Here is a 24,335-nt window from a genome sequence, read left to right as displayed (position 1 = left end):
CCTCGGCTCTGCTTGTTACTGCTGGGGCACTCCAATTGCTTTCACTCGGTGCGGGAACTGGCATTCTCGTGAGAGCTGGGGCGGTGGGCGCTGGCGAGCAGGGTAGTGAAGTGGGGTTCGTGGGGCTCGGTGTCGACGGTGGAGACTTCGACCCGGGTGAAGCCCGCTTGCTTCAAAAAGCTGTGCAGGGTGTTTTCGCTAAATCCGAGCCAGAGGTCGGCGTAGAGTTCGCGCGCTTTTTCAAAGTGGTGTTCTTTGAGGTCGAGGATGAGGAGCTGGCCGCCGGGTTTGAGGATGCGGTGAGCTTCGGCAAGGGCGGTCTGCGGGTGCGAGGCGTGGTGAAGCGCTTGCGAGAGGATGGCGAGATCCACGCAGCAGTCGGGCAGGGGGATGTCTTCTATGTCGCCGAGTTTGTAGCTGAGGTTATCGAGCCCGTTTTTCTGCGCGAGCTCGGTGCCCGCTTCGACCATGCGGGGTGAGTTGTCGATGCACCAGACCTGACTGGCCCGGCGGGCGAGGAGCTGGGAGATCAACCCTTCGCCTGCGCCGAGGTCGGCGATGGTGATTTTCGGGGTGAGCCGCAGTGCGAGTTGGCCAATCGCTTTCCAGGAGCGGCCGGGCGCGTAGTTTTTGTCGAAGCGGCCCGCGACCCGGTTAAAATACTGCTCCTGGCTGTGGCGGCGTTTTTGGAGGATGCGTTCAAGGCTGCCGGTGTCGCGCTCCAGCTCGGGCATGTTGCCTTCGACTGCCGCAAGGGCGGCATGGAGGAGGTCGAGCTGAACTTTCTTGAGGCTGGGGCGCAGCGAGTAGAATGCTTTTTTCCCTTCGCGGCGGTCGTGGACGATGCCCGCCTGGCGCAGGAGTGCGAGTTGCGAGGAGATGCGCGACTGGCCCATGTCGAGCACGTCCTGGAGCTCGGCGACGGAGAGTTCTTCGCGCAGGAGGAGGGCGAGGAGGCGCAGGCGGGTGGGGTCGGAGATGAGTTTGAGCATGGGCTGGGCCTTTTAAAAACTGGGCGGACGCAGAAGCCCACGCCGTTCTTGCCACTGCTGGCGATCTCTTGTGAGCGGCGCGGGTGGCTCATTAAAGCGAAGGCCGCGCGCAGTTGCCGCCGTGTGGTTTGCGCGGTTGCTGCCGCTTCGGCGAATGTGTGCACTCGCTGCCGGAGGGGGCAAAGCAAGAAGCCCTCGGTGAAGAGGGCTTCGTTTACGCAAGCGTGGATTTAGGCGGCCGTATCGGCGTAGCGCAGGATGTTCCCGATGGTGTAGGTCTCCTCGTTATTGCCGATCTTGATGGTGACGGAGTCGCCGGGCTTTTTGCCGATCAGGGCGGCACCGAGGGCGGTTTTGTAGGAGATGATGTTTTTCTCCGGCTCGCCGTCCCAGGCACCGAGGAGCGTGTAGCGGGTACTTTGGCCGGTGCTGGCGCTTTTGACTTCGACGACTGAGCCCACGCTGACCTGGGTGGTGGAGGCTTCGCTGAAGTCGGTGATCTGGGCGCGCGCGAGTTCGCGCTCAAGCAGGGCCTTTTGCGCCATGAGCACGGACTGGTCTTGCTTGGCCATCTTGTACTCGGAGTTCTCCTTCAGGTCGCCGTGCTCGCGGGCGGCGGCGATGGCCTTGGAGTTCTCGGGGATTTTTTTGGAAATGATGGTCTCGTATTCCTCGCGTTTGCGGTCGTGGCTGGCACGCGAGACGAGTAGCTGCTCGTCCCTGCCCTCGGACTCGGTGGCGACGATGGACTGGATGTTGGGGAAGATCTTGATGAAGCGCGCGAGCAGCGATTTTTTCGTGAGCTCCTCAAAGCCCTGGTTGAGCAGCAGGGTGTTGGCGAGGTCGCGCGCGGTCTCGGGGTCGGCGGTCGAGAGCAGGTCGGCGATGAGCTCGCTGTCGTCGCTCAAAATATCGGCGAGCGGGATGCGGCGGACGGTCGAGGACTGGAGCGCCTCGTAGTCGATCGCGAAGAAGATCGCGCTGAGCAACCGCGGGGTGATCAGGTCGTTGAGGAGCTTGGCAAACTTCTTGGAGTGGCGGTTTTTGACGATCCAGAGCAGGACGGGGGCGCGGAGGTTTTGCTCGGTTTGCCAGCGTTGGAGTGCGGCGGCGAGCTCGGCGCCGTGGTCGTGCTCGACGAGGAAGTTGATGCACTCGGTGGTGAACTTGCCCTGGGAGACTTTGAGCAGGTTGAAGAGGATGTCGCGCGCCTCGATCGGGTGCGTTTCCTGGACGAGGTTGAGGAAGCGGCGCTGAAACTGGACGGGGATCGTCTCGGCGATGGAGGGCAGGTCACGCGCATCGGCGATCAGTGCGGCCTGGGTGGGCTCCAGCTCGCCGGAGTGGCCGAGGAGTTTGGCGAGGTCGTCGCGCACGGCGGCGCCGTGGAGCCGCTCGGCTTTGCTGAGCTGGTTACTGTCGCGCACGGCCTCGGTCACGCCTTGGAGGATCTCGCCGAGCTCGGCTTTCAGCTCTTTTTTGTTGGCGGTGTCGAGCAGCTCGACGGCGAGCGCGATGCGGCGGCGCGCGCTGCGCGTGGCCTTAAATTGCTCCAGAATCTCGTCTTCGGCGGAGATCGGTTTCTCGCGCAGGATGTAACACTCGGTCTTCTTTTCGGGGATCGTGATGCGCGGGTCTTTGGCGATCAGCTTCTTGGCGGCTGACCACCATTTTTTGAATTTCTCGGGGCCGACGACCTGGGTTAGCACGATCTCGATCTCGATCGCGGTGGCCGCGTGGTTGGGGTAGGACTCGAGCGCTTCGACGAGCAGTTGCGCGGGGTTTTCAGCGATGAGCTCGGCGATTTTTGCACCGTCAGTTTCCTTGCGAACGAGCAGGTGGTTGCTGGGCAGCACCTCCATCGTGGTCACGCAAAAAGCCGGATCCATGAGGTGCCCGGGCTTGTCCTTAAAGTCGATCACGAGGCGCTGCGCAGCCTCGTCGTAGCTCTTGATTTGACCGAAGCCCCAACTGCGGTGGACGCAGTAGGCACCGGGCGTCATGGCCTCCAGTTTGGCTTTCGCGGCCTTAAGGGTCGGGTTCTTGGCTATTAGCGCGGAGACGGCTTCGGGATTCATGATTGCGTGTCAGGGAGACAAAGAGGATTTAGTTCAGCTTAGAATGGTCGCGCTTGTCAAATAGTGTATCAAATAACCCATGAGTAACGTAAATCGCTTGGAAAAAGGAGCTTGGGCGAGTGCCATGCGTTTAATTACGCGGTGGCTGGAGCAGCGCGAGCGGGTCGATTCGCTGCTCGCCGCAGTGCCCGCCGGGCTGTCTCCCATCGAGCGTTCGCGCTGCCAATATTGGGTGTACGGCGTGGTGCGCCACTTCGGGCGTATACAGGCCGCGCTGGATCAATTGATCGCGCACTCGCCGCGATTTTCGACGCGCGCCGTCCTGCTTCTGGCGGGCTACGAGTTGATCGAAGCCGCTGCCACAGCGAGTGCTGCGGGTGCGGATGACACGGCCGCAGCCGAGGCCGCATTTACCGGCCAGACAGCCAAGATCGTGCACCACGCGGTCGAGCAGGCCAAGCGGCTCGCGAGCCCTGCCGAGGCGCGGCTGGTAAACGCCGTGGTGCGCAAGCTGGCGCCGCTGATGGCGCGTCCTGCGCCGCCGCGCCTGGCCGGGCCGGAGCTGCTCGCGACCTATTTCTCGCACCCCGAGTGGTTGGTGCGCCGCTGGCTCTTGCAGTTTGGCGCGGAGCCCACGCGCCGCTTGCTGGAGTGGAACCAGGAGTCCGCGCGAGTGTTTGTGCGCTGGCGGCAAAACTTTGCTGCGAACGATGCGGCGGGCCGCACTCCTGCGGGCTCTGCGGATAGCGCTGCCCCGCCACCGGAGTTTTTGCGCCCGAGCGGGTGGGCGGGCTTTTACGAGGCTGACTCGGGACACTGGGCGGAGCTTGAGCCCTTGCTCAAGTCGGGCGCGGCCTACGTGCAGGATCCGAGTACGCGGCTGGCCGTCGAAGCGCTTGAGCTTCGGGCGGGCGAGTCACTCCTCGACCTCTGCGCGGCACCCGGTGGCAAGGCTCTCTTCGCGGCAGATACGACGGCTGCCCCCGGCCTTGCTCAACTCGTCGCGCTCGACTTGCCCGGTGCGCGGATTGATCGGCTCAAGGAAAATCTCTCCACGATCAAGGGTGCCAGCCAGGTTGCGCTTGTGCAGGCCGACTTGCTCACCGATGCGCGAGCCGCGCTGCGCGAGCACGGGCTGCCGCTCGCTTACGATGCGGTGCTGCTCGATGCGCCATGCAGCAATACAGGCGTCATGCGCCGCCGGATCGATGCCAGGTGGCGACTGCAAGAGCGCGACTTTCGCAAGCACGCCCAGCAGCAGCTCTCGCTCCTGCACGCGGCGGCCCGCTTCGTCGCCCCGGGCGGGCGGCTCGTGTACTCCACGTGCAGCATCGATGCGGATGAAAACGAGGCGGTCGTCCGCGCGTTTATGCAGAGCCGCGCCGGAGGCAGCGCTTTTGCACTGGAGCACAGCGCGATGAGCTACCCTTGGGAGAGCGGCCACGATGGCGCGGGCGTGTTTCGCTTGAGGAAAAAACGCGAGCCGTAAGCGCTGTAGGCCGCGCGCATAATGAAGCGGTCTGAGACTGCCCTACGCGGGCGGCGGTGGGCAGTGCTCACTGCCATTTAATTTGCGATTTTGCGCGTGCGCTGCGCGCCCGCCCAAAATCGCAAATTTAACGGACTATCCCCCAGTCGCGTTGCGACTGGGAAGGAGCCTGAATCGCGGATGGAGCGGAAACCCATTTGGCCGAGGTGAAACAATTCATGGGTAAGGTGCTGCCCGATCTAAGCTCGGGTAGAAGATCAACTCGTGAACCCAAAAATCCACCCCAATGGGTTCACGCTCCATTCGCATTTGATGCCCCACTTCCTGTCGCAACGCGACAGGGGGAGGCTCCTTAAATTTGCGATTTTGTTCGGGCGCGCAGCGCACGCGCAAAATCGCAAATTGAATGGAAGTGGCGACCCGCCACCGCCCCACGCGCAGTGGACTGCCGTCGCTGTGCTCCACAGCGCATTCCAAAAAACGCTGGAAGCGCGTCGGTTGATCGCCTTCGCTCACGGCTGCCGTGCTCGCGCCTTCCTCCGCTCAATCAGACTCCAGCCCCCCCGCTCCTCAGCTCACACCCCCACTCTCGCTGGGGGTTATTTTTTTAACGATCTTCATCGATCTGCTGGGCTTCACGATCATCTTCCCGTTGTTTCCGGCGATCCTCGATCACTACTTCGCGCTGGAGGGAAACCACGGAGTGCTCGGCGCGCTGCTCGGGGCGATTGACCGCTTCGCTGCCTTCGCGGGATCGGCGGGCAACTATCGCGCCGTGCTTTTCGGCGGAGTGCTGGGCTCGCTCTACGCGCTGTTGCAGTTCGTTTTCTCGCCGGTTTGGGGCAGCCTCTCCGACCGGATCGGGCGGCGGCGCGTGCTGCTGATCACCGTCTCGGGGACGGCGCTGAGCTACCTGTTGTGGTTTTTTAGCGGGAGCTTCCTGCTCTTCATTTTTGCCCGGTTGCTGGGCGGCGGCTTTGCGGGAAACCTCTCGGTGGCGACGGCTGCGGTCGCCGACGTGACGACGCGCGAAAACCGCGCCAAGGGCATGGGCATCGTGGGCGTGGCCTTCGGACTCGGCTTTTTGTTCGGGCCGGCGGTCGGCAGCATCGCGGCATTTTACGATTTGAGCGCGGGGGCGGCGGCCAACCTGGCGAGCGCGGCAGATGCTGCCGGAATCGTGAGCGGCGCCGCCGAAGGCACCGCAACGGTGGGGGCCGGCCTGCTGCACTTTGCCGTAAATCCGTTTTCGCTACCCGCGCTGCTCGCGCTCGGCTTCAGCCTCATCAACCTCGTGTGGATCGCGCTCAAGTTTCGCGAAACGCTCAACCCCGCCAAGCGCGGCGAAGTACCCGCGCGCGTGCGCTCCCCCATCGGCGCCCTCATGGAGCTGGAGCGCGGGCCCGCACGGCGGACGAACTGGCTGCACTTCGTCTTCAGCCTGGCGTTTAGCGGGATGGAGTTTTCGCTGCCGTTTTTGGCGACCGAGCGGTTCGGCTACGCGCCGACCGATATGTTCAAGATCTTCGTCTTCCTCGGGCTTGTCTTGATCTTCACCCAAGGGCTGATCGTCCGGCGGGCGGTGCCCAAGTTTGGCGAAAAGGCCGTACTGATCTGCGGGCTGCTCGCCGTGTGTGCGGGGATCACGTTGATGGGGACGGTGACGACAGTGCCCGCGCTCTACCTCGGGCTCGCACTGGCGGGCATGGGCTCGGGCTTCATCAACCCCACGGTCTCTGCACTCGTCTCGCTCTACAGCCCTGCCGAGAAGCAAGGGCTCGTGCTCGGCGTTTACCGCTCGCTCGGCTCGCTGGCGCGCGCTCTCGGGCCGCTGGTCGCATGCTTCTGCTACTGGTGGCAGGGCGCGACGGCGACCTACCTGCTCGTCGCGCTCGTAACGCTCGCCCCGTGGCTGATGGCAATCGCGCTGCCACGTCCGATCAAAAACGCCTGAGCAAGCGCCTGAGGGGCGAGGAGGCGGCCCTGCGCGGGCAGCGGTGGCGGGTCGCCACATCCATTGAATTTGGGAATCGGCCCCGTCGCTACGCGACGAAGCACGATTCCCAAATTTCGCACCCTGTCGCGTCGCGACAGGAGGGGCCAAGACGGCGAATGAAGCCAGAAACCCATTGGGCCGAGGTGAAGCAATTCACGGGTAAGGTGCTGACTGATCTAAGCTCGGGTAGAAGATCAACTCGTGAACCCAAAAATCCGCCCCAACGGGTTTTCGCTTTCATCCGGGCCTGAGCTAGATGCCTGACGAGCCGCCAACGAGCGGCTCGCAAAATAGAACGGGGCTACGCCCCTCGCAACGCGACAGGAGGGATACCTTTACACAGAAGTCAGGAATATGGGAGACGTGTTTTGAGTTATGTGCTATATGGTGGTGATTATGAAAAGAGATGGACGGAGTGTTTCACACTCAGCGTTGGAGGAGATGCGGTTGGTTGGCTTGTCGCGGATGCGTGAGGGGGAGTCCGCGAGTGCTGTTGCCGCCTCGTTTGGTTTTCACCGCAGTTGGGCGTACCGGGTTTTAGCGAAGGCCCGAGGGCGTGGCCGAGGGGTTCGGGCTTTGCGTTCGAGCAAGGGGACGGGGCGGCCCCGCAAGCTGACAGCGAGGCAGGAGCGCCAGGTGTTCACTTGGCTCAATGGTCACAATCCCCGGCAGTATGAGTTTGATTTTGCCTTGTGGACACGCGCGGTGGTGCAGGCACTGGTTGAGCGAGAATTCAAAGTGCGCTTGAGTCTGGCCAGTATCGGGACGCTGTTGGCCCGACTTGGGTTGAGCGCTCAAAAGCCCCTACAGCGAGCCTATCAACGCGATCAGGTCGCCGTGGCTCGCTGGCAGCAACAGATCTACCCTGCGATTGCCCGCGGAGCTAGGCAGCAAAAGGCCGATATTTACTTCTGGGATGAATCGGGATTTCGGGCCGATTCGGTTCATGGCAAGACCTGGGCGGCCAAGGGGAAAACCCCGGTAGTGCGGGTTCCCGGACAGCGCCAGACCGTCAGTGCGGCCTCGGCAGTTAACAGCAAAGGCGGGTTTTGGTTCAGCACCTATCAGGGCAGTTTGAACGCGGAGCGTTTTGTCCAACTGCTGCGCAAGATGATGGAAGGCGCAAAGCGCCCCGTGCACCTGGTGCTCGATAACCTGCCCGCGCACAAGACCGCCGCCGCCCGCAGCTATGTCGATGAACTCCAGGGCAAACTGACCCTGCATTTTCTGCCAGGCTACGCGCCCGACCTGGGCCCCGATGAGCTGGTCTGGAGCTATGCCAAACGTACTGGCTTGGCTCGCAGCCCATTGCGCACCGGACAAAAACTGGCCGAGCGCGTCCATACACAACTGACCCAAATCAAAGCCAACCCCAACCTCGTCAGATCATTCTTCAACCACCCAAATGTCTCATATATTTCTGACTTATGAGTAAATTTGCGATTTTGGGCGGGCGCGCAGCGCACGCCCAAAATCGCAAATTGAACGGCAGGGGACACCGTCCCCCGCTCCCCGCGCAGGGGGAGGGTTCTGCGATGCGAGCCGCCTGGTGGTGGCTCGCGTTTCCCCTCCCTTTAGAGGGAGTAGGGGAGCGGGTGGCGGCTGGTGAGTGCGAGGACTTCGGTTTTCACTTCGGCGGCGACTTGCGGGAGCGCGGCGGCGTCGGTGCTGGCGGCTGCGGCGAGCACGCGGTCGATTGCGCTGGCGATTGTGCTCATGTCGGCCTCGACCATGCCGCGTGTCGTCACTGCTGGCGTGCCCAGCCGGATGCCCGAGGCCTGGAACGGCGAGCGCGTCTCAAAGGGCACCGTGTTTTTGTTGCAAGTGATGTTGGCCGTATCGAGTGCGGCTTGCGCGGCCTTGCCGGTGAGCTCGGGGAACTTGGCGCGCAGATCGACCAGCATGAGGTGGTTGTCCGTGCCGCCAGAGATGATGTTGTAGCCGCGCTCGACGAGTGCTGCGGCCAGCGCGCGCGCGTTGGCGATGATCTGTGCGCCGTAGGCTTTGAACTCGGGCTTGAGGCACTCGCCGAAGCACACGGCCTTGGCGGCGATGACGTGCTCCAGCGGGCCGCCCTGGCCGCCGGGGAATACGGCGGAGTCAATCGCCTTGGCGTACTTGGCCTGGGCGAGGATCAGGCCGCCGCGCGGGCCGCGCAGCGTCTTGTGCGTGGTAGTCGTCACGAAGTCCGCGTGCGGCACGGGCGAAGGGTGGTGGCCCGAGGCGACGAGGCCGGCGATGTGCGCGATATCGGCAAAGAGATAGGCGCCGACCGAGCGCGCGATCTGCCCCATCTTTTCAAAGTCGATGATCCGCGAGTATGCGCTGGCGCCGACAGTGATCATCTTGGGCTGCTCGCTGCGGGCGAGTGCGGCGAGCTCGTCGTAGTTGATCAGCCCGTCGGCCTCGCTCACGCCGTACTGGGTGAACTGGTAGAGCTTGCCTGAAAAGTTGGCGGGGTTGCCGTGTGTGAGGTGGCCGCCGTGGCTCAAGTTCATGCCCAGGATCTTGTCGCCCGGCTGGAGGACGGCGGTGTAGACCGCGAAGTTGGCCTGCGAGCCGGAGTGCGGCTGCACGTTGGCGTACTCGGCGCCGAAGAGCTCCTTGGCGCGGTCAATCGCGAGCTGCTCGATGCGGTCGACGTGCTCGCAGCCGCCGTACCAACGCTTCCCCGGGTAGCCCTCCGCGTACTTGTTGGTGAGCGCGCTGCCCTGCGCCTCCATGACCGCCGGATAGGTGAAGTTTTCGGAGGCGATCAGCTCGATGTGGCTTTGCTGGCGGGCGAGCTCGTCGGCGATGGCGGCGTAGACCTGTGGGTCGAGAGTTTTAAGCGAGGAGGCGTTTAGCATGACTTGGATTGTGGGAAAAATCGCGGGATTAACTTGACCGTGGAGTTTGAGAGAAAACGAGCGGGAGAGGACACCGCTCCGCCTCTCGGGTGGCAAAGTTTTTCGCACCCCGCGCCGCCCTCGGCCTTTTTTCGTGCAGGCCAGCCGCTGCGGGTGAGCGAGCGTTTTGGGCCCGATTTCTGCGGTGTGGTGCGTTGGGTTTGAGGAGGCGGGAGTGGGTATTTTAAGGGAGTGTCGGGGCTTGCGGTTGGGGGGCGGGAGCTTAGCCAGACGGGCCTATGTCCCTGAAACTTTACACCTATGCGAAGTGCAGCACGTGCCGGAATGCGGCCAAGTGGCTGCGGGCGCGCGGGATTGATTTTGCCGAATATCCGATTCGCGAAACGCCGCCGAGTGTCGCAGAGCTGCGGCAAATGCTGGCCGCTTACGGCGGGGAGCTGCGCCGGATTTTTAATACTTCGGGCATGGACTACCGCGCCCAGGGCTTGGCGCAAAAGCTTCCCGCGATGAGTGAGGCCGATGCGCTCGCACTGCTTACGCAAAACGGGAATCTCGTCCGCCGCCCTTTCCTGATTGGCGAGCAGAGCGGGCCGAGCGGCGGGCCCGCTCGCCCAGTCCGCCTCATCGGCTTCAAGGAGCCCGAATGGGCCGCTGCGCTGTCCGCCTGAAAACGACCCTGCCACCGCCGCCCGCGCAGGGCCACCCCTCCCCTACAGGAGCAAAAATGCGCCGGCGACGATGAGCGTGGGAAGCAGGGCGGCGGCGAGTAGGCCCAGCGGGGAGATGCCGTCTTCGAAGTAGCGTTGCAGGATCGACTGGCCGGCAGGGTTTGGCGCGTTGGCGATCACGGTCAGCCCGCCGCCGGTCACCGCGCCCGCGACCACCATGTAGCGCAGCGGTTCGCTAAAGTCGGGCACGAGCGTCGCCAGATAAGTGATCAGCGCATTGTCGTTAAACGCAGTCAGGACGGTCGCACTCGCAAACAGTGGCAGCTCGCCCATCGAGCCCAGCACGGGCTGGATCCACCACGCTTGCAGGCCGCCGTGGATGACGAGCCCCGCGAGAAAAAAACCGACCAGCATCGGCTCGCGCAGCACGATGCGCGACTGGTGGTGCGCAGTCGCTTTGGCGAAGGCGAGGAAGAATAAAAAGCCGCCGACAAAGAGCGCCGGATAGTGCGCCATCCACACCGTGAAGCTCAGGAAGAGCAGGTGCACCAGCGTGACCCATGCAGGAATCGCCACCTCCTCGCTATCGGCAGACTCCGCGCGTGCGCCCCCGTTTTCGCGCACGGTGGGCGCGTGGCTCTGTACCGCTGTGCCGAGAGCCGAAAGTTCGCGGCGGAAGATCAGAAAGTACACGAGGTTTGAGCCCACGATCCCGAGCGCTGCATGCCAACCGAAGTGGGCCAACATGTACGACATGCCCCAGCCCCACTTGCTGGCGACCATCAGGACGGGCGGCGCGGCAAAGTGCGTCAGCGTGCCGCCGACCGACACGTTGACGAAGAGCAGGCCCAGCGTCGCGTACTTGAGCGCCGTGCTCGGGCGCAGCGCGTAGAACTGCTTGGCGAGCAGCAGCGCGGCGATCGTCATCGCAGCGGGCTCGGTGATGAACGAGCCGAGCAGCGGCGCCAGCGTGAGCAGGCTCAGCCACCACGCGAGCGGCGTCTCCCCGCCCAGTCGCGCAAACACGCGCAGGCACTGCTCGGCGAGGCGCAACACGGGCCGCGTCGAAGCCAGCGCCATGATGATCACCACAAACATCGGCTCGGTGAAATCCACCCGCTGCGCGAAATAGTGAATCGCCGCCCCGAGCCCCTTGCACCAAACGACCGCGCCAAAGAGCACCAGCGCCCAGGTCCCGAAGACGGCCTCCACCTCGCCAAGGTAGTGCAGCACCTGCCCGCCAAAGCTCACCTCGTCGGGCTGCCCGTCGCCATCGTTGTCGGTGACTCGCGGGCGCTCGCGCTGACGCGCGGCGTGGCGCGCCTCCACCACATGTGCCCAGCGGCGAAACCGCGCCGTGAAAAACGTATGCACGACGGCCAGAAAAAAAATCGCACTCGCCACGAGGTTAAAGGGCTCTTCGGCCGCGCGCGCCGCGAGCACCTCCCACACGCTGCCGATGCCGCCCGTCGAGCACATCTCGGCCGCCGGTGCAGTCGAAGCGACTGAGTAGCTCGCCAGATCGCGCGGAAACTCGGCAGCCGCCGCCGACTCGGCTCCGGCTGCGACCAGGTGCGCAGCGCTCCCGAGTAGCAGCAAGAGGGGGAGGAAAACCAGTTTGGTGAGGGAAAAAGCAGAGCCTGTTTTCACAAGAGGCGCAGCCTCCGATCCCGCGCGGTCGATGGCGAGATCATCCGTATGGCGGATGCCTGTGCGCGGAGGCAACAAAGGGCACTACGCGTGGGGCGACCCCGCCCACGCGCAGTGCTTTAGTTGCCTTGCTGTTGGCTTGACGCGAGCCCTCGAGCTGTTCGGGGGCGGATTTTGCTTAGGGCTTGTGTTTTGGCTTGCATGGGGGGAGTAATGCGTTCGGCGGATTCCCCCCCAGCCTCTGTCCCCTGCTCGCCATGTTTAAATGGATGTTTCTCCCGTTGAAAAACTATGCCGGGTTTTCCGGTCGCTCCCGCCGCAAGGAGTTCTGGTGGTGGTTTTTGTTCACGTTCACCATCGGCGCGGGGCTGTTCTTTCCAGTCTTTTGGATGTTCAACAAAGCCGCGCCAAAAGTGCTCTTCTCTCCTGAGATAGCCGAGATGATGGAGGAGGGCATTTTCATAGGCCCCCTCGAGATGCTCTACAGAATCATAGAGGCTACTCCCACAGTGCCGTTTCTTACGTTCTTTGCTTTGGCGAATCTATGGAGCTTGGCGACATTCGTTCCCCATATGGCTTTGTCCGTGCGGCGGTTTCATGACTGCAATCTGTCGGGCTGGTTGTTCCTCGGCCTGTTTTGTGCGGGCTTTATTCCGTTCTTCGGCGTGGCCGCTATGGTGGCTATTTTTATCATCGTGGGCTTCATCCCGAGCACTCCGGGGGCCAACCGCTTTGGCGAGCGCGCGATTGAGCCCGGCTCGCCAAACGCGCCGCTGCCGCCGCAGCCCTCGCAGGATAGCCCGCCAGAAGTTAAGCCTTGGTAGGGCGGGCTTGGCGCGGCGTGTTTTGAGCGGCATTTCTCCCCTTCATGGAGCCGCGCCCCGAAGCCCATGTCGCCGAAGCTCAGGGGCTCTACGGGCCCTTCATTTTTTCGGAGCGGCTTTTCCAAAAAATCTGGGATCAAGGGGCCTTCGACCAGCGGCAGCTTCAGACGCTCGACGGGAAGCCGGTGCGGCTTGAGCGGCGCGGGAAGTGGAATCACCTCGCGGGGCCCGATTTCAAGCACGCGCGTTTGCGAATTGGCGAAGGCGCGCCGCCGCTCGATTGCGATGTCGAGCTGCACCTCTACGGGAGCGATTGGGAGGCACACGGGCACGCGCGCGATCCGGCTTACGATCGCGTAGGGCTGCATGTCGTCCTTTTCCCACCGCCTGCGGGCTATCGCACGCTGAGGCGCGGCGGGAGTGGTGGGAGGGGCGAGATCGCGACCGCTTGCCTGCTGCCGCTGCTGTACCACGACCTTGAGCAGTACGCGGCGGACGAAGCGGTGGAGTCGCTCGCGGGGCGTAGGCACGATCCGCTGGCCGAGGCGCTTCGGGGACTCTCACCAGAGGAGTTGCGCGCGCGGCTTGAGGCACATGCCGCGCAGCGTTGGCAGCGAAAGCTCCACTACGCGGGCCAGCGCGTGCGCCGCCTCGGCTTTGCGGAAGCCTGTCATCAAACCGCGCTCGAAATTCTGGGCTTCCGCTTCAACCGCGTGCCCATGCTCAACCTCGCCCAGCGCTATCCGCTAAAAACCTGGGCGGGGTTAGAGGCGGCAGGAGTCGAGGCTCGCCTGGCTGAGGAGGAGGCGGCTTGGGCGCGCGGGGCTGTGCGGCCTGCAAATCACCCGCGCCAGCGGCTCGGCCAGTACGCGCGTTGGGCCACTGCCGCGCCCGATTGGCCCGAGCGCCTCGCCGTGTTTGCGCAGCAGTGGCCCGAAGCGGTGATGAGCAGGGATACGCGAGCGGCACGCCGTGCGCTCGGCCTCGCCGCGTTGCGCGAGCAAGCGGCTGGGCAGATCTGCGCGGGAGCGATTGGCGGCATGCGTCTGGACACGCTGATTTGCGACGGACTCCTGCCGCTCGCGGCGCTGCGTACGGGCCGCGAGCTTTGCGGGACCTGGTGGCACTGGTGGCCGGGGGATTTGCCCGGTTTTCTGCAAAACGCCCGGCGCGACCTGAGCCATGTTTTGAAGCCGGGCTGCCAAGGCGCCATTCAAGGCCTCATCGGCTGGGCCCTCGAGCTGGAGGCCAGACCCGCCACACAGCGGCCTACAGCAACGGAGGGTCTTTGAACCAATTTTCAGGATTAGAGCGGGTGGGGAGCAGCCACAGGAATGCGAGCTGCCCAGGTTCGTAGGCGTAAATGATGAAAAAAGGGAATCGTTTCAGGTTCCTGCGGCGGTAAGCCACTTTGGGATTTTTGGGGTAAGGCAACGGGTGTCCGGCGGCGCTGGGAGCGAGGTTAATTGATCTCATTGCCTCGTAGATTTCTTCGCGAAATCGGAGGCACACCTCTTTGGAAGCGGTCAACGCGTAGTCATGTTGTACCCGTTGTTGCTCGCTGGTGAACCGTCTATGAACGATGACTTTCATCGTGTTGCGAACGCGTGTTCCTCTAGAGTCAGCCCTTGGACTGCTCCGCTGCGGAGTTCTTCGTAGCGACGTGCGGCTTCTTCTACGATTTCCTCATCGGAAAGCATGCCGAAGTCGTCACCCAAGCTCTCGATGAGCTGCTGCGCGAGTTCGCGGCGGTCTTCTTCGGGGAGACTCAAGGCGGTGTGGGCGATTTGAGCGTTGAGCATGGGGTGGGGGATACGCACCGTGCGCCAGCAGGTCAAACGCCGAGCCGTGGCCCGCGCCCCGGGTCTCGCTAGGCCCTCTGGGCCGGCGGGGCGCTTGCCTCCTTGACAGGTCGGAAAGCGCAAAATACCCTCGCCGCTCTTTTACACACTCACTTTCCCGAAACAGTCTTGAGAAGTGGGCCCTTTGGCCCGCTTTTTTTTTCCCTTTTTAAATTAAGCATATGAGCCGCGAAATACTATTTGTCCTCGAATACATGGAGAAGGAGAAGGGCATCGGTCGTGCAGACATGATCAGCACGATCGCGAACGCGGTGAAGACGGCGGCCCAGAAGGGCGTCAACTCTGGCCAGGAGCTCAAGATCGAAATCAACGAGCGCAATGGGCAGATGCATGCCTGGGCCTTGCTCAAGGTCGTTGACTCGGTGAGCGACCCCAAGACGGAGATCCACATCGAGCGCGCCCAGGCGCTCCAGCCCGGCGCCCAGCTCGGCGACATCGTGGAGCAGGAGATCGACCCCTCCACGCTGGGGCGGATCGCCGCGCAGACGGCCCGCCAGGCGGTGATGCAGCGGCTGCGCCAGTTCGAGAAGGAGCGCATCTACGACGACTTTAAGGACCAGGTGGGCAACATCATCACGGGCACGGTGCGCCGCCGCGAGCGGGGCGACCTCTACATCGACCTGGGCAAGGCGGAGGCCGTCCTGCGCTCCCGCGAGCAAGTCCCGGGGGAGGAGTACCAGCCCGACGAGCGGATCCGCTGCCTGCTGCTCGCTATCGACTCCACGCCGCGCGGGCCCGAGATCATCCTCAGCCGCGCCAGCCCGAAGTTCGTGCGCCGGCTCTTCGAGCTCGAAGTCACCGAGATCGCCGATGGCACGGTGAAGATCGAGTCCTTCGCCCGCGAGCCCGGCTACCGCACCAAGATCGCCGTCACCAGCACCGACCCCAAGGTCGATCCTGTGGGTGCCTGTGTCGGTGCGCGCGGAGCCCGCGTAAAAACCATCGTCCGCGAGCTCGGCGGCGAGAAGGTCGACATCATCAAGTACTACGCCGACCCGCGCGAGATGGTGCTCGAAGCGCTCAAGCCTGCCGTACCGCGCGACATCATAATCGACGAGGCCAGCCACCGCATCCTGCTCAAAGTGGCGACCGAAGACCTCGCGGTGGCGATTGGCCGCAAGGGCCAAAACGCGCGGCTGACCTCGCGCCTGATCGGCTGGCGGATCGATATCGAAGAGTTCAAGGCTCAGGGCGACGACCCCGTGCAAAACGCGATCGACCTGCTGGTCTCGACCTTCGGGCTGGACGCTGTGATCGCCGCGAAGCTCGTAGAGATGGGCATCAACTCGCCCAGTGCCTTCGAGGGCGTCGAAGCGGGAGACCTCATCGACGCGGGCTTCAGTGCCGAAGAGGCGCAGGGCATCATCTCCCGCGTCTCCGCCGCCGCGCCGCAACAGGCTTAACGCACGCACGCCATCCCTGACCGCCTATCGAGTCCCGCCGCCCAACCCGCCCGCTGTTACACGATTCGCCAACCGCTCGCCCGCTGCTCAACACCCACCGCCGCCTCGCTTGCGCCTCCCATTTGACTGTTTTTTAGAAAAAGCCAAAAGCCCGCCCCGCACTCCGCAGACCACACGCACTTTTAGATGAGCATCCGCATTCACGAACTGGCCAAGAAGATCGGCATGGATAACAAGCAGCTGCTGAAGCTGCTCCAAGGGCGAAACTTCGACGTCAAAAGCGTCTCTAGCTCGATCGATAACATCTCCGCCGATGCTCTCGTAGAGGAATTTAAAAAGCCGGAGGACAGCAGCGCGCCAGCTTCTGAGGCCGAGGCCGCCGCCGCTGCCAGCGAGGAAGCCGAGCCGACCAAGGCGAAGCCCAGGAAGGCATCTGCGCCTGCGGCAGCACCTACCCCCGAGGCGGCCAAGCCCGAAGCGACTCCGACCGTCAATCTGCCCTCTGGCGTGTTCGTTAAAACGCCTGAGGATATCGCGCGCGAAAAAGCGGAAAAGGCGGCGGCCGCTGCCGCTGCCGAAGCCGCGGAAAAGGCTGAGAAAGCTGCCGCTCGTGCGCGCGCCTCTGCCCCCCCGCCACCACCTGCACCAGTGGCTCCCGCTCCCGCACCGGTGGCGCCCAAGCCCGCCGTATCGGCGCCGCCGCCGGTGCCGCCGATCCCCAAGCCCGCTGTGCGAGCGGCGCCGCCCGCTGCGGCGGTGATTTCGTCACCGCCTCCGGCTCCTGCGCTGCCGATTCCGCCAGTGGTGAAGCGTCCGGCTGCCGCCGTTTCTCCTGCGCCCACCGCCGCTGCGCCCGCCCGACCGACGCCCTTGTCGGCGCCTCCGGTCTTGCCCGCGCCTGCGCCGCCTCCGGTCTCGGCCCCGCCGCCCGTCGCTCCGCCTGTTCTCGGCGCAGTGGCGCCCAAGCCCCCGCCGATCTCGCCCGTCCCCGCCTCCGCGCTCGCTGCCGAAGACGACGAGATCAAGCACATCCAGCTCAAGCCGCCGATCATCGTGCGCGACTTCGCTGCGGCACTGGGGCTGAAACCCTTCAAGCTCATCTCGGAGCTCAACCAGCAGGGCGGTTTTGCCTCGATGAACTCGACGATTGAGGAGGCCGTCGCCGTCGCCGTCGCCGAGAAGCACAACTTCATTTTAGAGATCAAGCACCGCGGCGAGCCTGCCGAAAAGAAGGCCGCCGCGCAGGAAGAGGTGGATCCCGAGGAAGAGGAGAAGCGCAACCTCCAGCCGCGCCCGCCGGTGGTCTGCATCCTCGGTCACGTCGACCACGGGAAGACCTCGCTGCTCGACCGCATCCGCTCGGCCAACGTCGTCTCGGGCGAGGCGGGCGGCATCACCCAGCACATCGGCGCGTACCAGGTCGAGCGGTCGGGCCGCAAAATCACCTTTCTCGATACGCCGGGCCACGCCGCCTTTACCAAGATGCGCGCGCGCGGTGCCCACGTCACCGATGTGGCCGTGCTCGTCGTCGCCGCGGATGACGGCTTCATGCCGCAGACCGACGAGGCGCTCAAGCACGCGCAGGAGGCGGGCGTCGCCCTTATCGTCGCGATTAACAAAATCGACGTAAAGGGCGCCAATATCGACCAGGTCAAAACCCAGATGCAGCAGCGCAACATCGCGGCTGAAGACTGGGGCGGCGAGACGATCACCGTCCCCGTTTCCGCGCTGAAAGGGGAGGGCGTCGATACGCTGCTGGAGATGATCCTGCTCCAGGCCGATATGCTGGAGCTCCAGGCCAACCCGAAGGCCGAGGCCAGCGGCCTCATCGTCGAGAGTGAAATCGATTTTGGCCGCGGCCCGATGGCGACCGTCATCGTGCAGCGCGGCACGCTCAAGGTCGGTGATGCGCTCGTTTGCGGGACGCACTTTGCGCGCGTGCGCGCCATGTTTGACGATCAGGGGCGCAACATCAAGGAGGCGCCGCCCTCGACCCCCGTCCGCGTGATCGGCTGGTCGGGCACGCCCGACAGCGGGGCGACTTTTCGCGCGGTGAAAAACGCCCGCGAGGCCGAGAATCTGGCCGAGGAAGAGCAGCTCCGCCTGCGCCAGGTCGCCACGAGAGCCGCCGCCGCGCCAAAGGAGGTCTCCGTCGATCAGCTCTTCGCCAACATCGCGGCCACGCAGGCGCGCACGCTCAAGGTCATCCTCAAGACCGATGTCTTCGGCTCGACCGAGGCCGTGCGCAACGTCCTCGAGGGCATCAAGAGCGACAAGGTTTCGGTGGACATCATCGCCAACGAGGTCGGCCTCGTGACGAAGAACGATGTGCTCATGGCGAGCGCGGCCAAGGCCGTCGTGATCGGCTTTCACACCAAGCTGGAAAACGGCGTCACCTCGATGGCCAAGCACCACGGCGTGCGCATCGAAACCTTCGAGCTGATCTACGAGCTCGGCGACAAGGTGCGCGAGATGATGGCCGACTTGCTCGACCCCGACCTCAAGGAAATCAAGCTCGGCGGGGCCGAGGTGCGCCAGGTCTTCGATCTGGGCAAAGGCGCGGTCGCGGGCTGCCTCGTCACCGATGGCAAGGTCACGCGCAATGTGCTCGCGCGCTTGCGCCGCAAAAAATCGATCATCCACGAGGGCCGCGTCAGCACGCTCAAACGCTACAAGGACGACGCCAACGAAGTCCGCGCGGGGCTGGAGTGCGGTATCAAGCTCGACGAGTTTAACGGCTACGAAGTGGGTGACATCATCGAATGCTACGAGGTGCAGAAAGTCCGCGCTACGCTCTGATAGGCTGAGCCACCGCACTGCCACTGCGTCTTTCCGCCCGCTGAGTCTTCTTCCCTCTTCACGACCTGCCGCCCAGTCCCATGCCTAACCGTCTTCTGCGAGTAAACGCGCTGCTGCAACGGGAGCTGAGCGGGATCCTCCACCGCCGCTATCAGGCCGAGACGGTGACGCTCACGATCACCGAAGTGCGCGTCTCGCCCGACCTGCGCACGGCGCGCGTGTACGTCTCGATCGTCGGCAGCGAGGAGCATGCCCAAGGGCGGATGCGCTGGCTCGCGCGGCAGGCCGGCGAAATCCGGCACGCGCTCTCGCGGCGGGTCGTTTTGAAATACCTGCCACGGCTCGACTACGTGCTCGACGCGTCGGCCGAGCGGGGCACGCGGATCGTCCAGCTTCTCGAAGAACTGGAAGCGGGCGCGGGCGGTGCCAGCGCGAATGGAGGGGCGGATCACTTCACCGGATCGGAGGATGCTGGGGAGGGTTTCGATGAGGCTGAAGACGAAGCCGGGGCCGAAGATGAGGCCGCGCCTGAAGGGGCGTCCGCCGCCGACAACGAAGAAAGGGGCGCCGGGTGATGGCCGATTTTTATCCCGAGTTTTCCAAAAAGTTTGCTGCGCTCCTGCCCGAGCTGCGCGCGCGCGGGCGAGTCGCAGTCGTCGGGCACATGCGGCCCGATGGCGATTGCATCGGCGCCCAAGTCGGGCTGGCGCGCGTCCTCTCGGCGGCAGGCGTGCCCGAGGTCGTTTGCCTCAATGCTGACCGCGTGCCGCGCCGCCTCTCGTTTCTCACGCAGCAAACGCCCGTCCTCTATGCATCCGATGCGCTGCCGAGTCTTAACGCGGGCGAGTATGCGGCTGTTTTCGTCGACTGCGCCGATGGCGCGCGCTGCGGGCCCGAGCTTCAGGCTGCCTTTCCGCGTCCGCTGGCGATGTTCGACCACCACCTGTCGAACCCGGGTTTTGCCGAGAATGATTTTTTAGATCCGAGCTCGGCGGCGACTTCGGAAATCCTGGCCGGAGTCTTCGTCGATCTCGGGTTGCCGATTGATGCTCACGCTGCCCGCGCACTCTACACCGGAATCGTAACCGATACGGGGCAGTTTCGCTTTCCCTCGACGACGCCGCGCTGCTTCGCACTCGCGGGAGAGTTGATCGCACGTGGGGCGCGGCCAGCCGAGATCGGCTACGAGCTCTACGAGCGCGAGTCGCTCGGGAAACTGCGGCTGCTGGAGGCATTTCTGCGCACGCTGAAGATGGAGTGCGGCGGGCGCTTCTGTTACGGATTTTTGCCCAAGGGGATTTTTGAGGCGACGGGCTCTTCGGTCGAAGACACGGAGGGGCTCGTCGATTACGCGCGCTGTATCGAGGGCGTGGAAATCGCCGCGCTGATTGAGGAGCGCGTGGAGTCGGCGCAGCGCGGCGGCGGCCTGAAAATGAAGGCGAGCCTGCGCGCGAAAGATCCGGCCTATCGGGTTGACCGCGTCGCCGGTCAGTTCGGCGGCGGCGGCCACGCTTGCGCGGCAGGACTCAGCGTGGAGATGGAGAGCGAGGCGTTTTGCCGTGCTTTGGTCGCGGCGGTCGGCGCGCAGATCGACGCGGTGCAGGCGGGCACGGCCGCCGCAGCTACAAGTGCTGCGCGTGCATCGGCGCCAGGTGCGGTCACGGCCGCAGCGCCAAAGGAGATTTCTTTATGATCGGACAACTGGAGGAACTGCACGGCGTACTGCTCGTGGATAAGCCCGCGGATCACACGTCGCACGATGTGGTGGCGCGGCTGCGCGGTAAGCTGCACACGCGCAAGATCGGCCACGCGGGCACGCTCGACCCGATGGCCACGGGGCTGCTCGTCATGCTCGTGGGTAAGGCCACGCGGATTTCACAGTACTTGATCAGCCTCGACAAGGAATACACCGGCACAATCGAGCTGGGCAAAATCACCGACACGCAGGACGCCGAAGGGCGCGTCATGGAGACGCGACCCGTGCCTGCACTCAGCGAGGCCGAGCTGCGCAAGGCGATGGGCGGTTTCCTGGGCGACCAGTACCAGACCCCGCCCATGTACTCGGCGATCAAGATCGACGGCGTGCCGCTCTACAAAAAAGCGCGCGCAGGCGCGGAGGTCGTGCGCGAGCCGCGCTTCATCCGCGTGAGTGCCTTTGAGCTGACGCGCTTCGGGCTGCCCCAGTTCGACTTTCGGCTGGCGTGCAGCAAGGGCACCTACGTGCGCACAATCGCCAACGACCTTGGCGAAAAACTGGGCTGCGGCGCACACCTCGCCGCGCTGCGCCGCACGGGTAGCGGCCAGTTTGGCCTCGCGCAAGCGTTGCCGCTTGAGGCGATTCTCGAGCTGCCGCGTGCGGAGATCAAAGCGCGGCTGATCCCGATTCACGAGGCGGCGCCGAGCGTCGCCCTTTAGTTAAAGCCGAGCTTTAGCCAGGCACGCGCGAGCGAGAGGCCCCTCACCATGAGCAGCAGCAGCCCAAGCACTTCAACACTGCGGCAGTTTTCCAGTTTGCAGGCGGTTGATTTGGCGGAAGCGCAGGGCGGGGCAGGAGGAGCAGGCGGGCCGCTGCATTTGGCGGTGGGGATGTTCGACGGGTTGCACCGCGGACATCAGGCGGTGGTGGCGCGCGCGGTGGAGGCGGCGCGCGCGAGCGGCGGGCTGGCGGCTGTGCTGACCTTTTGGCCGCACCCCAGCCATTTATTTCGGCCTGAGGCCGCGACACAGATGCTCATGCTGCCGGGCGAGAAGGCGCGCGTGCTCGCACAGCTCGGTGTGGAGGCGCTCATCACGCAGCCCTTTACGCCGGAGTTTGCCGCGCTGGAGGCCGAGGCGGTGCTTGCGTATTTCAAGCAGGCGCTGCCCGCGCTCGCCGGAGTTTATGTGGGCGAAAACTGGCGCTTCGGGCGCGGTCGCCGAGGAGACGTGGCGTTGTTGCAATCGCAGGCCGCCGAGCTGGGCGTGCAGGTAGTCGGGCTGCCGCGCGTGAATTTCGAGGGCGATGCGATCAGCAGCACGCGGATTCGCGCGGCGATTTCTTCCGGCCAGATCGAGCAGGCCAACGCGATGCTGGGCTACCCGTATTTCGCGCAAGGTCATGTGCAGGCAGGCCGCGAGCTGGGCCGCACGATTGGTTTTCCCACGCTGAACATAGAGTGGGTGCCCGAGCTTCAGCCGCGCTACGGCGTCTACGCGGTGGAGATTTCGGAGGCGTGCGGCACCGAGCCGCTGGCGAGCGTGCGCGAGCCTGGCCGCCGCAGCACGCGCCCGGGCATCGCCAACTACGGGCTTCGCCCCACAGTCGGCACGCAGGCGATTCCGCTGCTGGAGGCCTTTGTCTTGGGCGATTGTCCTTGGGATCGGGGAGACGATCTGGTCGTCGAGCTGCGCCACTTCATCCGCCCGGAGCAGAAGTTTTCCGGCCTCGACGCGCTCAAGGCCCAGATCGCTGCCGACACCGCCCAAGCGCGCGAATGGCTCACCGCAAATCCGCGACCATGAAATAAAAAATCCGCCGAAGTAGCGGCGGATAAGTGGGTTACAATGTAGTCGTGGTGGACCCTACTGGACTCGAACCAGTGACCTTTTCCATGTCAAGGAGACGCTCTAACCAACTGAGCTAAGGGTCCAAAAACGAGCCGCAGAGTAAGGAGGAGCTGTACGCGGCTGCGCAAGAAATATTTGGGGGATCGTTTGGCGGTGAACCGAAGTTTCGGCCGAGCAGTTTTTCCGCTCCATTCGTGCTTGAGCTGGGTACTGACGAGCCGCCAGGCGGGAGGGCGAGCGGCGCGCCAAATAGAACGGTCGAATACTGTGTCGCAACGCGACAGGGGGAGCTTAATTTGGGAATCGGCTTCGGCGCGAAGCGGCGGGGCCGATTCCCAAATTAAATGGAAGTGGTCACTGACCACCGCCTCACGCGTAGTGGTAGTGTTCTTTTAAGTGAGCGCGCGTTGTGTGCCTAAAAACGTTTTCCGCTGTGGCCAGCGGCACGGCGCTTGAAAGTACGCCGCTTTTCCTGCGCTATGACGCGCATCATGCTCCAATCGCTGCGCGTCCGAAACTTGGCTTTGCTCGAAGAAGTGGAGCTCGAATTTGAGGCGGGCTTTACGGCAGTCACTGGCGAGACTGGTGCGGGCAAGAGCATCCTGCTAGGCGCACTCAGCCTGCTGGCGGGGCAGCGCGCGGATAAGACGATGATCCGGCAGGGCGCGGATGCGCTGGAGGTCGAGGCGAGTTTGTACTTTGCGGATTCGGCGCGGGTCGATGCGCTGCTCGACGAGCTCGCGCTGCCGCGCTGCGAGGAGGGCGTCCTGATTTTGCGCCGCAGCCTGCCTCGCGAAAAAGCCCCGAAGATCAGCGTGAACGGCAGCCTTGCGACACTCGCCGCGCTGGCCCAGCTCGGCGAGCTGTGGGTCGATTTTCACGGACCGAGCGAGCCGCGCCGCCTGCTCAAGCCTGGGTGCCAACTGGAGCTGCTCGACCTCTACGGCCGCTGTGCACCCGCGCTGGAAAGTTACCAAGCTCGGTACCGCGAGTGGCTCGCCGCGGAGGCGGCGGTTGCGCGGCTGCAAAACGAGACGCGGCTCGCGCCCGCGCAGCTTGAGTACCTGCAAGCCCAGCTCGCGCGAATGGAGGCGCTGGACTTGAGCGAGGACGCACTTGCCGCACTCGAGCGCGATTTCACGCGGATGAGCCAAGTGCAGGCACTGACCGAGCTCGCGGCGCGCTTGGTTGAGGGGCTGGCGGGGGAGGAGGGCATCGAGTCGCGGTTGGCGCAGGTGCAGGGCGATGCGCGGCGCTTGGGCGAGCTCGATCCGGCGAGCGCGCCGCTTGCCGAGCGGGTGAGTAGTGCCGGGCTGGAGCTGGCCGATGTGGCGAGCGAAGCGCGCGCGCTATTGGAGACCTTGCAGATCGATCCGCAGGAAGTCGCGACTTTGGAGGAAAACATGAGCGCCTGGATGGAGCTCAAGCGGCGGCATGGTGGTGACCTGGCCGCGGTGCTCGCCGCGCGCGAGGAGATGCGGCGCCAGCTCGACGAGCAGGGCGATATTGAGGGCGCCCTGCTGCGCGCGGAAAAGGCGAGTGCGGCTGCCCTGCGCGAGGCGCAGGCCGCCGCCGCCGCGCTGCGCGCCCAGCGCGAAAAAGCGGCGACTGCGCTGGCGAGCGTGGCAGGGCAAGCCATCGCGCAGCTCGGCTTCGCCAAATCGGAGTTTCAAATCCGGCTCGTCCCGCAAGAGCGGCTCGGGCCGCAGGGCGATTGTGCGGTCGAGTTTTTGTTTTCGCCCAATGTTGGCGAAGACGCGTTGCCGCTCAACCGGATCGCATCGAGCGGCGAACTGGCGCGGGTGATGCTCGCGCTCAAAACGCTGCTGGCCGATCTCGACCGCGTGCCGCTGCTCGTTTTCGACGAGATCGACGCCAACGTGGGCGGCGAGATCGGCAGCATCGTGGGCCAGAAAATGGCGCAGATCGCGCGGAGCCACCAGGTGCTGTGCCTGACCCATTTTCCCCAGGTCGCGGCGCAGGCCCGTTGTCATTTGCTGGTCGAGAAAGACCAGTCGCAGTCGCGCGCGGTGGTCACCATCCGGCCAATCGAGGCCGAGCGCAGCGCCCGCCTCGGCGAGCTCGCCCGCATGCTCGGTGACCGCAACGCCGCCAGCGCCCTGGCCCACGCCGAAGAACTATTGGGCGAGGCGCTGTAGCGCATCGTACGCGTGTTGCC

20 protein-coding genes and 1 tRNA gene are annotated in these 24,335 nt (G+C 64.4%); 13 read left to right on the top strand and 8 right to left on the bottom strand.

Going from position 1 to position 24,335, the window contains the following annotated elements:
• Positions 1–41 precede the first annotated feature (41 nt).
• Both AXK11_RS06800 and greA read right to left on the bottom strand, forming a co-directional pair.
• A complete protein-coding gene (locus AXK11_RS06800) occupies positions 42–992 on the bottom strand; it encodes an ArsR/SmtB family transcription factor (RefSeq protein WP_068630601.1) in 951 nt (316 codons plus the stop codon).
• A gap of 230 nt (positions 993–1,222) precedes the next feature.
• Entirely contained in the window at positions 1,223–3,070 is a 1,848-nt protein-coding gene (gene greA, locus AXK11_RS06795) for a transcription elongation factor GreA (RefSeq protein WP_068630599.1), read from the bottom strand.
• A gap of 79 nt (positions 3,071–3,149) precedes the next feature.
• Between greA and AXK11_RS06790 the strand changes: the two genes are divergently transcribed.
• Entirely contained in the window at positions 3,150–4,559 is a 1,410-nt protein-coding gene (locus tag AXK11_RS06790; RefSeq protein WP_068630597.1) for an RsmB/NOP family class I SAM-dependent RNA methyltransferase, read from the top strand.
• A 216-nt stretch (positions 4,560–4,775) separates the two neighbouring features.
• Here the strand turns inward: AXK11_RS06790 and AXK11_RS09820 are convergent, their stop codons facing one another.
• The gene (locus AXK11_RS09820) at positions 4,776–5,075 is read right to left on the bottom strand and encodes a hypothetical protein (protein ID WP_156469245.1); all 300 of its coding nucleotides are present in this window, start codon (positions 5,073–5,075) and stop codon (positions 4,776–4,778) included.
• 7 nt (positions 5,076–5,082) lie between these two features.
• On the opposite strand from AXK11_RS09820, the gene AXK11_RS06785 reads away from it, so the two are divergent.
• Both AXK11_RS06785 and AXK11_RS06780 read left to right on the top strand, forming a co-directional pair.
• Positions 5,083–6,513, top strand: coding sequence for an MFS transporter (locus tag AXK11_RS06785; RefSeq protein ID WP_068630595.1), 1,431 nt, complete (start codon positions 5,083–5,085; stop codon positions 6,511–6,513).
• Positions 6,514–6,951: 438 nt separating this feature from the next.
• On the top strand, positions 6,952–7,986 hold the full coding sequence (locus AXK11_RS06780; protein WP_439328924.1) for an IS630 family transposase: 1,035 nt from the start codon (positions 6,952–6,954) through the stop codon (positions 7,984–7,986).
• 143 nt (positions 7,987–8,129) lie between these two features.
• Here AXK11_RS06780 and glyA read toward each other — a convergent pair whose 3' ends face one another.
• Positions 8,130–9,404: a serine hydroxymethyltransferase gene (glyA, locus tag AXK11_RS06775; RefSeq protein WP_068630591.1), complete on the bottom strand. Its 1,275-nt coding sequence runs from the start codon at positions 9,402–9,404 to the stop codon at positions 8,130–8,132.
• 278 nt (positions 9,405–9,682) lie between these two features.
• Here glyA and AXK11_RS06770 point away from each other — a divergent pair, with 278 nt between their 5' ends.
• Positions 9,683–10,072 (top strand): arsenate reductase family protein, encoded by a 390-nt coding sequence (locus AXK11_RS06770; RefSeq protein ID WP_068630590.1) that lies wholly within the window; start codon positions 9,683–9,685, stop codon positions 10,070–10,072.
• 42 nt (positions 10,073–10,114) lie between these two features.
• Here AXK11_RS06770 and AXK11_RS06765 read toward each other — a convergent pair whose 3' ends face one another.
• Positions 10,115–11,800: a putative Na+/H+ antiporter gene (locus AXK11_RS06765; RefSeq protein WP_231865792.1), complete on the bottom strand. Its 1,686-nt coding sequence runs from the start codon at positions 11,798–11,800 to the stop codon at positions 10,115–10,117.
• A 179-nt stretch (positions 11,801–11,979) separates the two neighbouring features.
• Here AXK11_RS06765 and AXK11_RS06760 point away from each other — a divergent pair, with 179 nt between their 5' ends.
• Both AXK11_RS06760 and AXK11_RS06755 read left to right on the top strand, forming a co-directional pair.
• A complete protein-coding gene (locus AXK11_RS06760; protein WP_082780994.1) occupies positions 11,980–12,546 on the top strand; it encodes a DUF805 domain-containing protein in 567 nt (188 codons plus the stop codon).
• A 44-nt stretch (positions 12,547–12,590) separates the two neighbouring features.
• Complete coding sequence (locus AXK11_RS06755; RefSeq protein ID WP_068630586.1) at positions 12,591–13,838, top strand: DUF2851 family protein; 1,248 nt, start codon at positions 12,591–12,593, stop codon at positions 13,836–13,838.
• On the opposite strand, the gene AXK11_RS09815 is transcribed toward AXK11_RS06755, so the two are convergent.
• Complete coding sequence (locus AXK11_RS09815) at positions 13,816–14,139, bottom strand: hypothetical protein (RefSeq protein ID WP_156469244.1); 324 nt, start codon at positions 14,137–14,139, stop codon at positions 13,816–13,818. The genes AXK11_RS06755 and AXK11_RS09815 overlap by 23 nt on opposite strands.
• On the bottom strand, positions 14,136–14,348 hold the full coding sequence (locus AXK11_RS06750; RefSeq protein ID WP_068630585.1) for an addiction module protein: 213 nt from the start codon (positions 14,346–14,348) through the stop codon (positions 14,136–14,138). Before AXK11_RS06750 ends, AXK11_RS09815 begins: the two co-directional genes overlap by 4 nt.
• Before the next feature lie 221 nt (positions 14,349–14,569).
• Here AXK11_RS06750 and nusA point away from each other — a divergent pair, with 221 nt between their 5' ends.
• From nusA to ribF, 6 genes are all read left to right on the top strand, one after another.
• Positions 14,570–15,811, top strand: a complete 1,242-nt coding sequence (nusA, locus tag AXK11_RS06745; RefSeq protein WP_068630583.1) for a transcription termination factor NusA — start codon at positions 14,570–14,572, stop codon at positions 15,809–15,811.
• Positions 15,812–15,997: 186 nt separating this feature from the next.
• The gene (gene infB, locus AXK11_RS06740) at positions 15,998–18,610 is read left to right on the top strand and encodes a translation initiation factor IF-2 (RefSeq protein WP_068630581.1); all 2,613 of its coding nucleotides are present in this window, start codon (positions 15,998–16,000) and stop codon (positions 18,608–18,610) included.
• Between the two features lie 80 nt (positions 18,611–18,690).
• Positions 18,691–19,185 (top strand): 30S ribosome-binding factor RbfA, encoded by a 495-nt coding sequence (rbfA, locus tag AXK11_RS06735; RefSeq protein WP_068630579.1) that lies wholly within the window; start codon positions 18,691–18,693, stop codon positions 19,183–19,185.
• Positions 19,185–20,303, top strand: a complete 1,119-nt coding sequence (locus tag AXK11_RS06730; RefSeq protein ID WP_068630577.1) for a DHH family phosphoesterase — start codon at positions 19,185–19,187, stop codon at positions 20,301–20,303. Before rbfA ends, AXK11_RS06730 begins: the two co-directional genes overlap by 1 nt.
• Entirely contained in the window at positions 20,300–21,025 is a 726-nt protein-coding gene (truB, locus tag AXK11_RS06725) for a tRNA pseudouridine(55) synthase TruB (RefSeq protein ID WP_068630576.1), read from the top strand. The genes AXK11_RS06730 and truB overlap by 4 nt, the downstream gene beginning before the upstream one ends.
• Before the next feature lie 48 nt (positions 21,026–21,073).
• Positions 21,074–22,111: a riboflavin biosynthesis protein RibF gene (gene ribF / locus AXK11_RS06720; RefSeq protein WP_156469243.1), complete on the top strand. Its 1,038-nt coding sequence runs from the start codon at positions 21,074–21,076 to the stop codon at positions 22,109–22,111.
• Positions 22,112–22,162: 51 nt separating this feature from the next.
• Here ribF and AXK11_RS06715 read toward each other — a convergent pair.
• Positions 22,163–22,239, bottom strand: a tRNA-Val gene (locus AXK11_RS06715).
• A 396-nt stretch (positions 22,240–22,635) separates the two neighbouring features.
• Here AXK11_RS06715 and recN point away from each other — a divergent pair.
• Positions 22,636–24,315: a DNA repair protein RecN gene (gene recN / locus AXK11_RS06710; RefSeq protein ID WP_231865791.1), complete on the top strand. Its 1,680-nt coding sequence runs from the start codon at positions 22,636–22,638 to the stop codon at positions 24,313–24,315.
• The last annotated feature ends 20 nt before the right edge of the window (positions 24,316–24,335 follow it).

This window comes from Cephaloticoccus primus (assembly GCF_001580015.1).
In the GTDB taxonomy this organism is placed as follows: domain Bacteria; phylum Verrucomicrobiota; class Verrucomicrobiia; order Opitutales; family Opitutaceae; genus Cephaloticoccus; species Cephaloticoccus primus.
This window is presented reverse-complemented; position numbering and strand designations above follow the sequence as displayed.

What these genes read in the sequence shown, in the direction of transcription:
- AXK11_RS06800 (WP_068630601.1), bottom strand. Translation starts at nt 992, where the DNA reads ATGCTCAAACTCATCTCCGACCCCACCCGCCTGCGCCTCCTCGCCCTC.
- greA (WP_068630599.1), bottom strand. Translation starts at nt 3,070, where the DNA reads ATGAATCCCGAAGCCGTCTCCGCGCTAATAGCCAAGAACCCGACCCTT.
- AXK11_RS06790 (WP_068630597.1), top strand. Translation starts at nt 3,150, where the DNA reads ATGAGTAACGTAAATCGCTTGGAAAAAGGAGCTTGGGCGAGTGCCATG.
- AXK11_RS06780 (WP_439328924.1), top strand. Translation starts at nt 6,952, where the DNA reads ATGAAAAGAGATGGACGGAGTGTTTCACACTCAGCGTTGGAGGAGATG.
- glyA (WP_068630591.1), bottom strand. Translation starts at nt 9,404, where the DNA reads ATGCTAAACGCCTCCTCGCTTAAAACTCTCGACCCACAGGTCTACGCC.
- AXK11_RS06770 (WP_068630590.1), top strand. Translation starts at nt 9,683, where the DNA reads ATGTCCCTGAAACTTTACACCTATGCGAAGTGCAGCACGTGCCGGAAT.
- AXK11_RS06760 (WP_082780994.1), top strand. Translation starts at nt 11,980, where the DNA reads ATGTTTAAATGGATGTTTCTCCCGTTGAAAAACTATGCCGGGTTTTCC.
- AXK11_RS06755 (WP_068630586.1), top strand. Translation starts at nt 12,591, where the DNA reads ATGGAGCCGCGCCCCGAAGCCCATGTCGCCGAAGCTCAGGGGCTCTAC.
- AXK11_RS09815 (WP_156469244.1), bottom strand. Translation starts at nt 14,139, where the DNA reads ATGAAAGTCATCGTTCATAGACGGTTCACCAGCGAGCAACAACGGGTA.
- AXK11_RS06750 (WP_068630585.1), bottom strand. Translation starts at nt 14,348, where the DNA reads ATGCTCAACGCTCAAATCGCCCACACCGCCTTGAGTCTCCCCGAAGAA.
- nusA (WP_068630583.1), top strand. Translation starts at nt 14,570, where the DNA reads ATGAGCCGCGAAATACTATTTGTCCTCGAATACATGGAGAAGGAGAAG.
- infB (WP_068630581.1), top strand. Translation starts at nt 15,998, where the DNA reads ATGAGCATCCGCATTCACGAACTGGCCAAGAAGATCGGCATGGATAAC.
- rbfA (WP_068630579.1), top strand. Translation starts at nt 18,691, where the DNA reads ATGCCTAACCGTCTTCTGCGAGTAAACGCGCTGCTGCAACGGGAGCTG.
- AXK11_RS06730 (WP_068630577.1), top strand. Translation starts at nt 19,185, where the DNA reads ATGGCCGATTTTTATCCCGAGTTTTCCAAAAAGTTTGCTGCGCTCCTG.
- truB (WP_068630576.1), top strand. Translation starts at nt 20,300, where the DNA reads ATGATCGGACAACTGGAGGAACTGCACGGCGTACTGCTCGTGGATAAG.
- ribF (WP_156469243.1), top strand. Translation starts at nt 21,074, where the DNA reads ATGAGCAGCAGCAGCCCAAGCACTTCAACACTGCGGCAGTTTTCCAGT.
- recN (WP_231865791.1), top strand. Translation starts at nt 22,636, where the DNA reads ATGACGCGCATCATGCTCCAATCGCTGCGCGTCCGAAACTTGGCTTTG.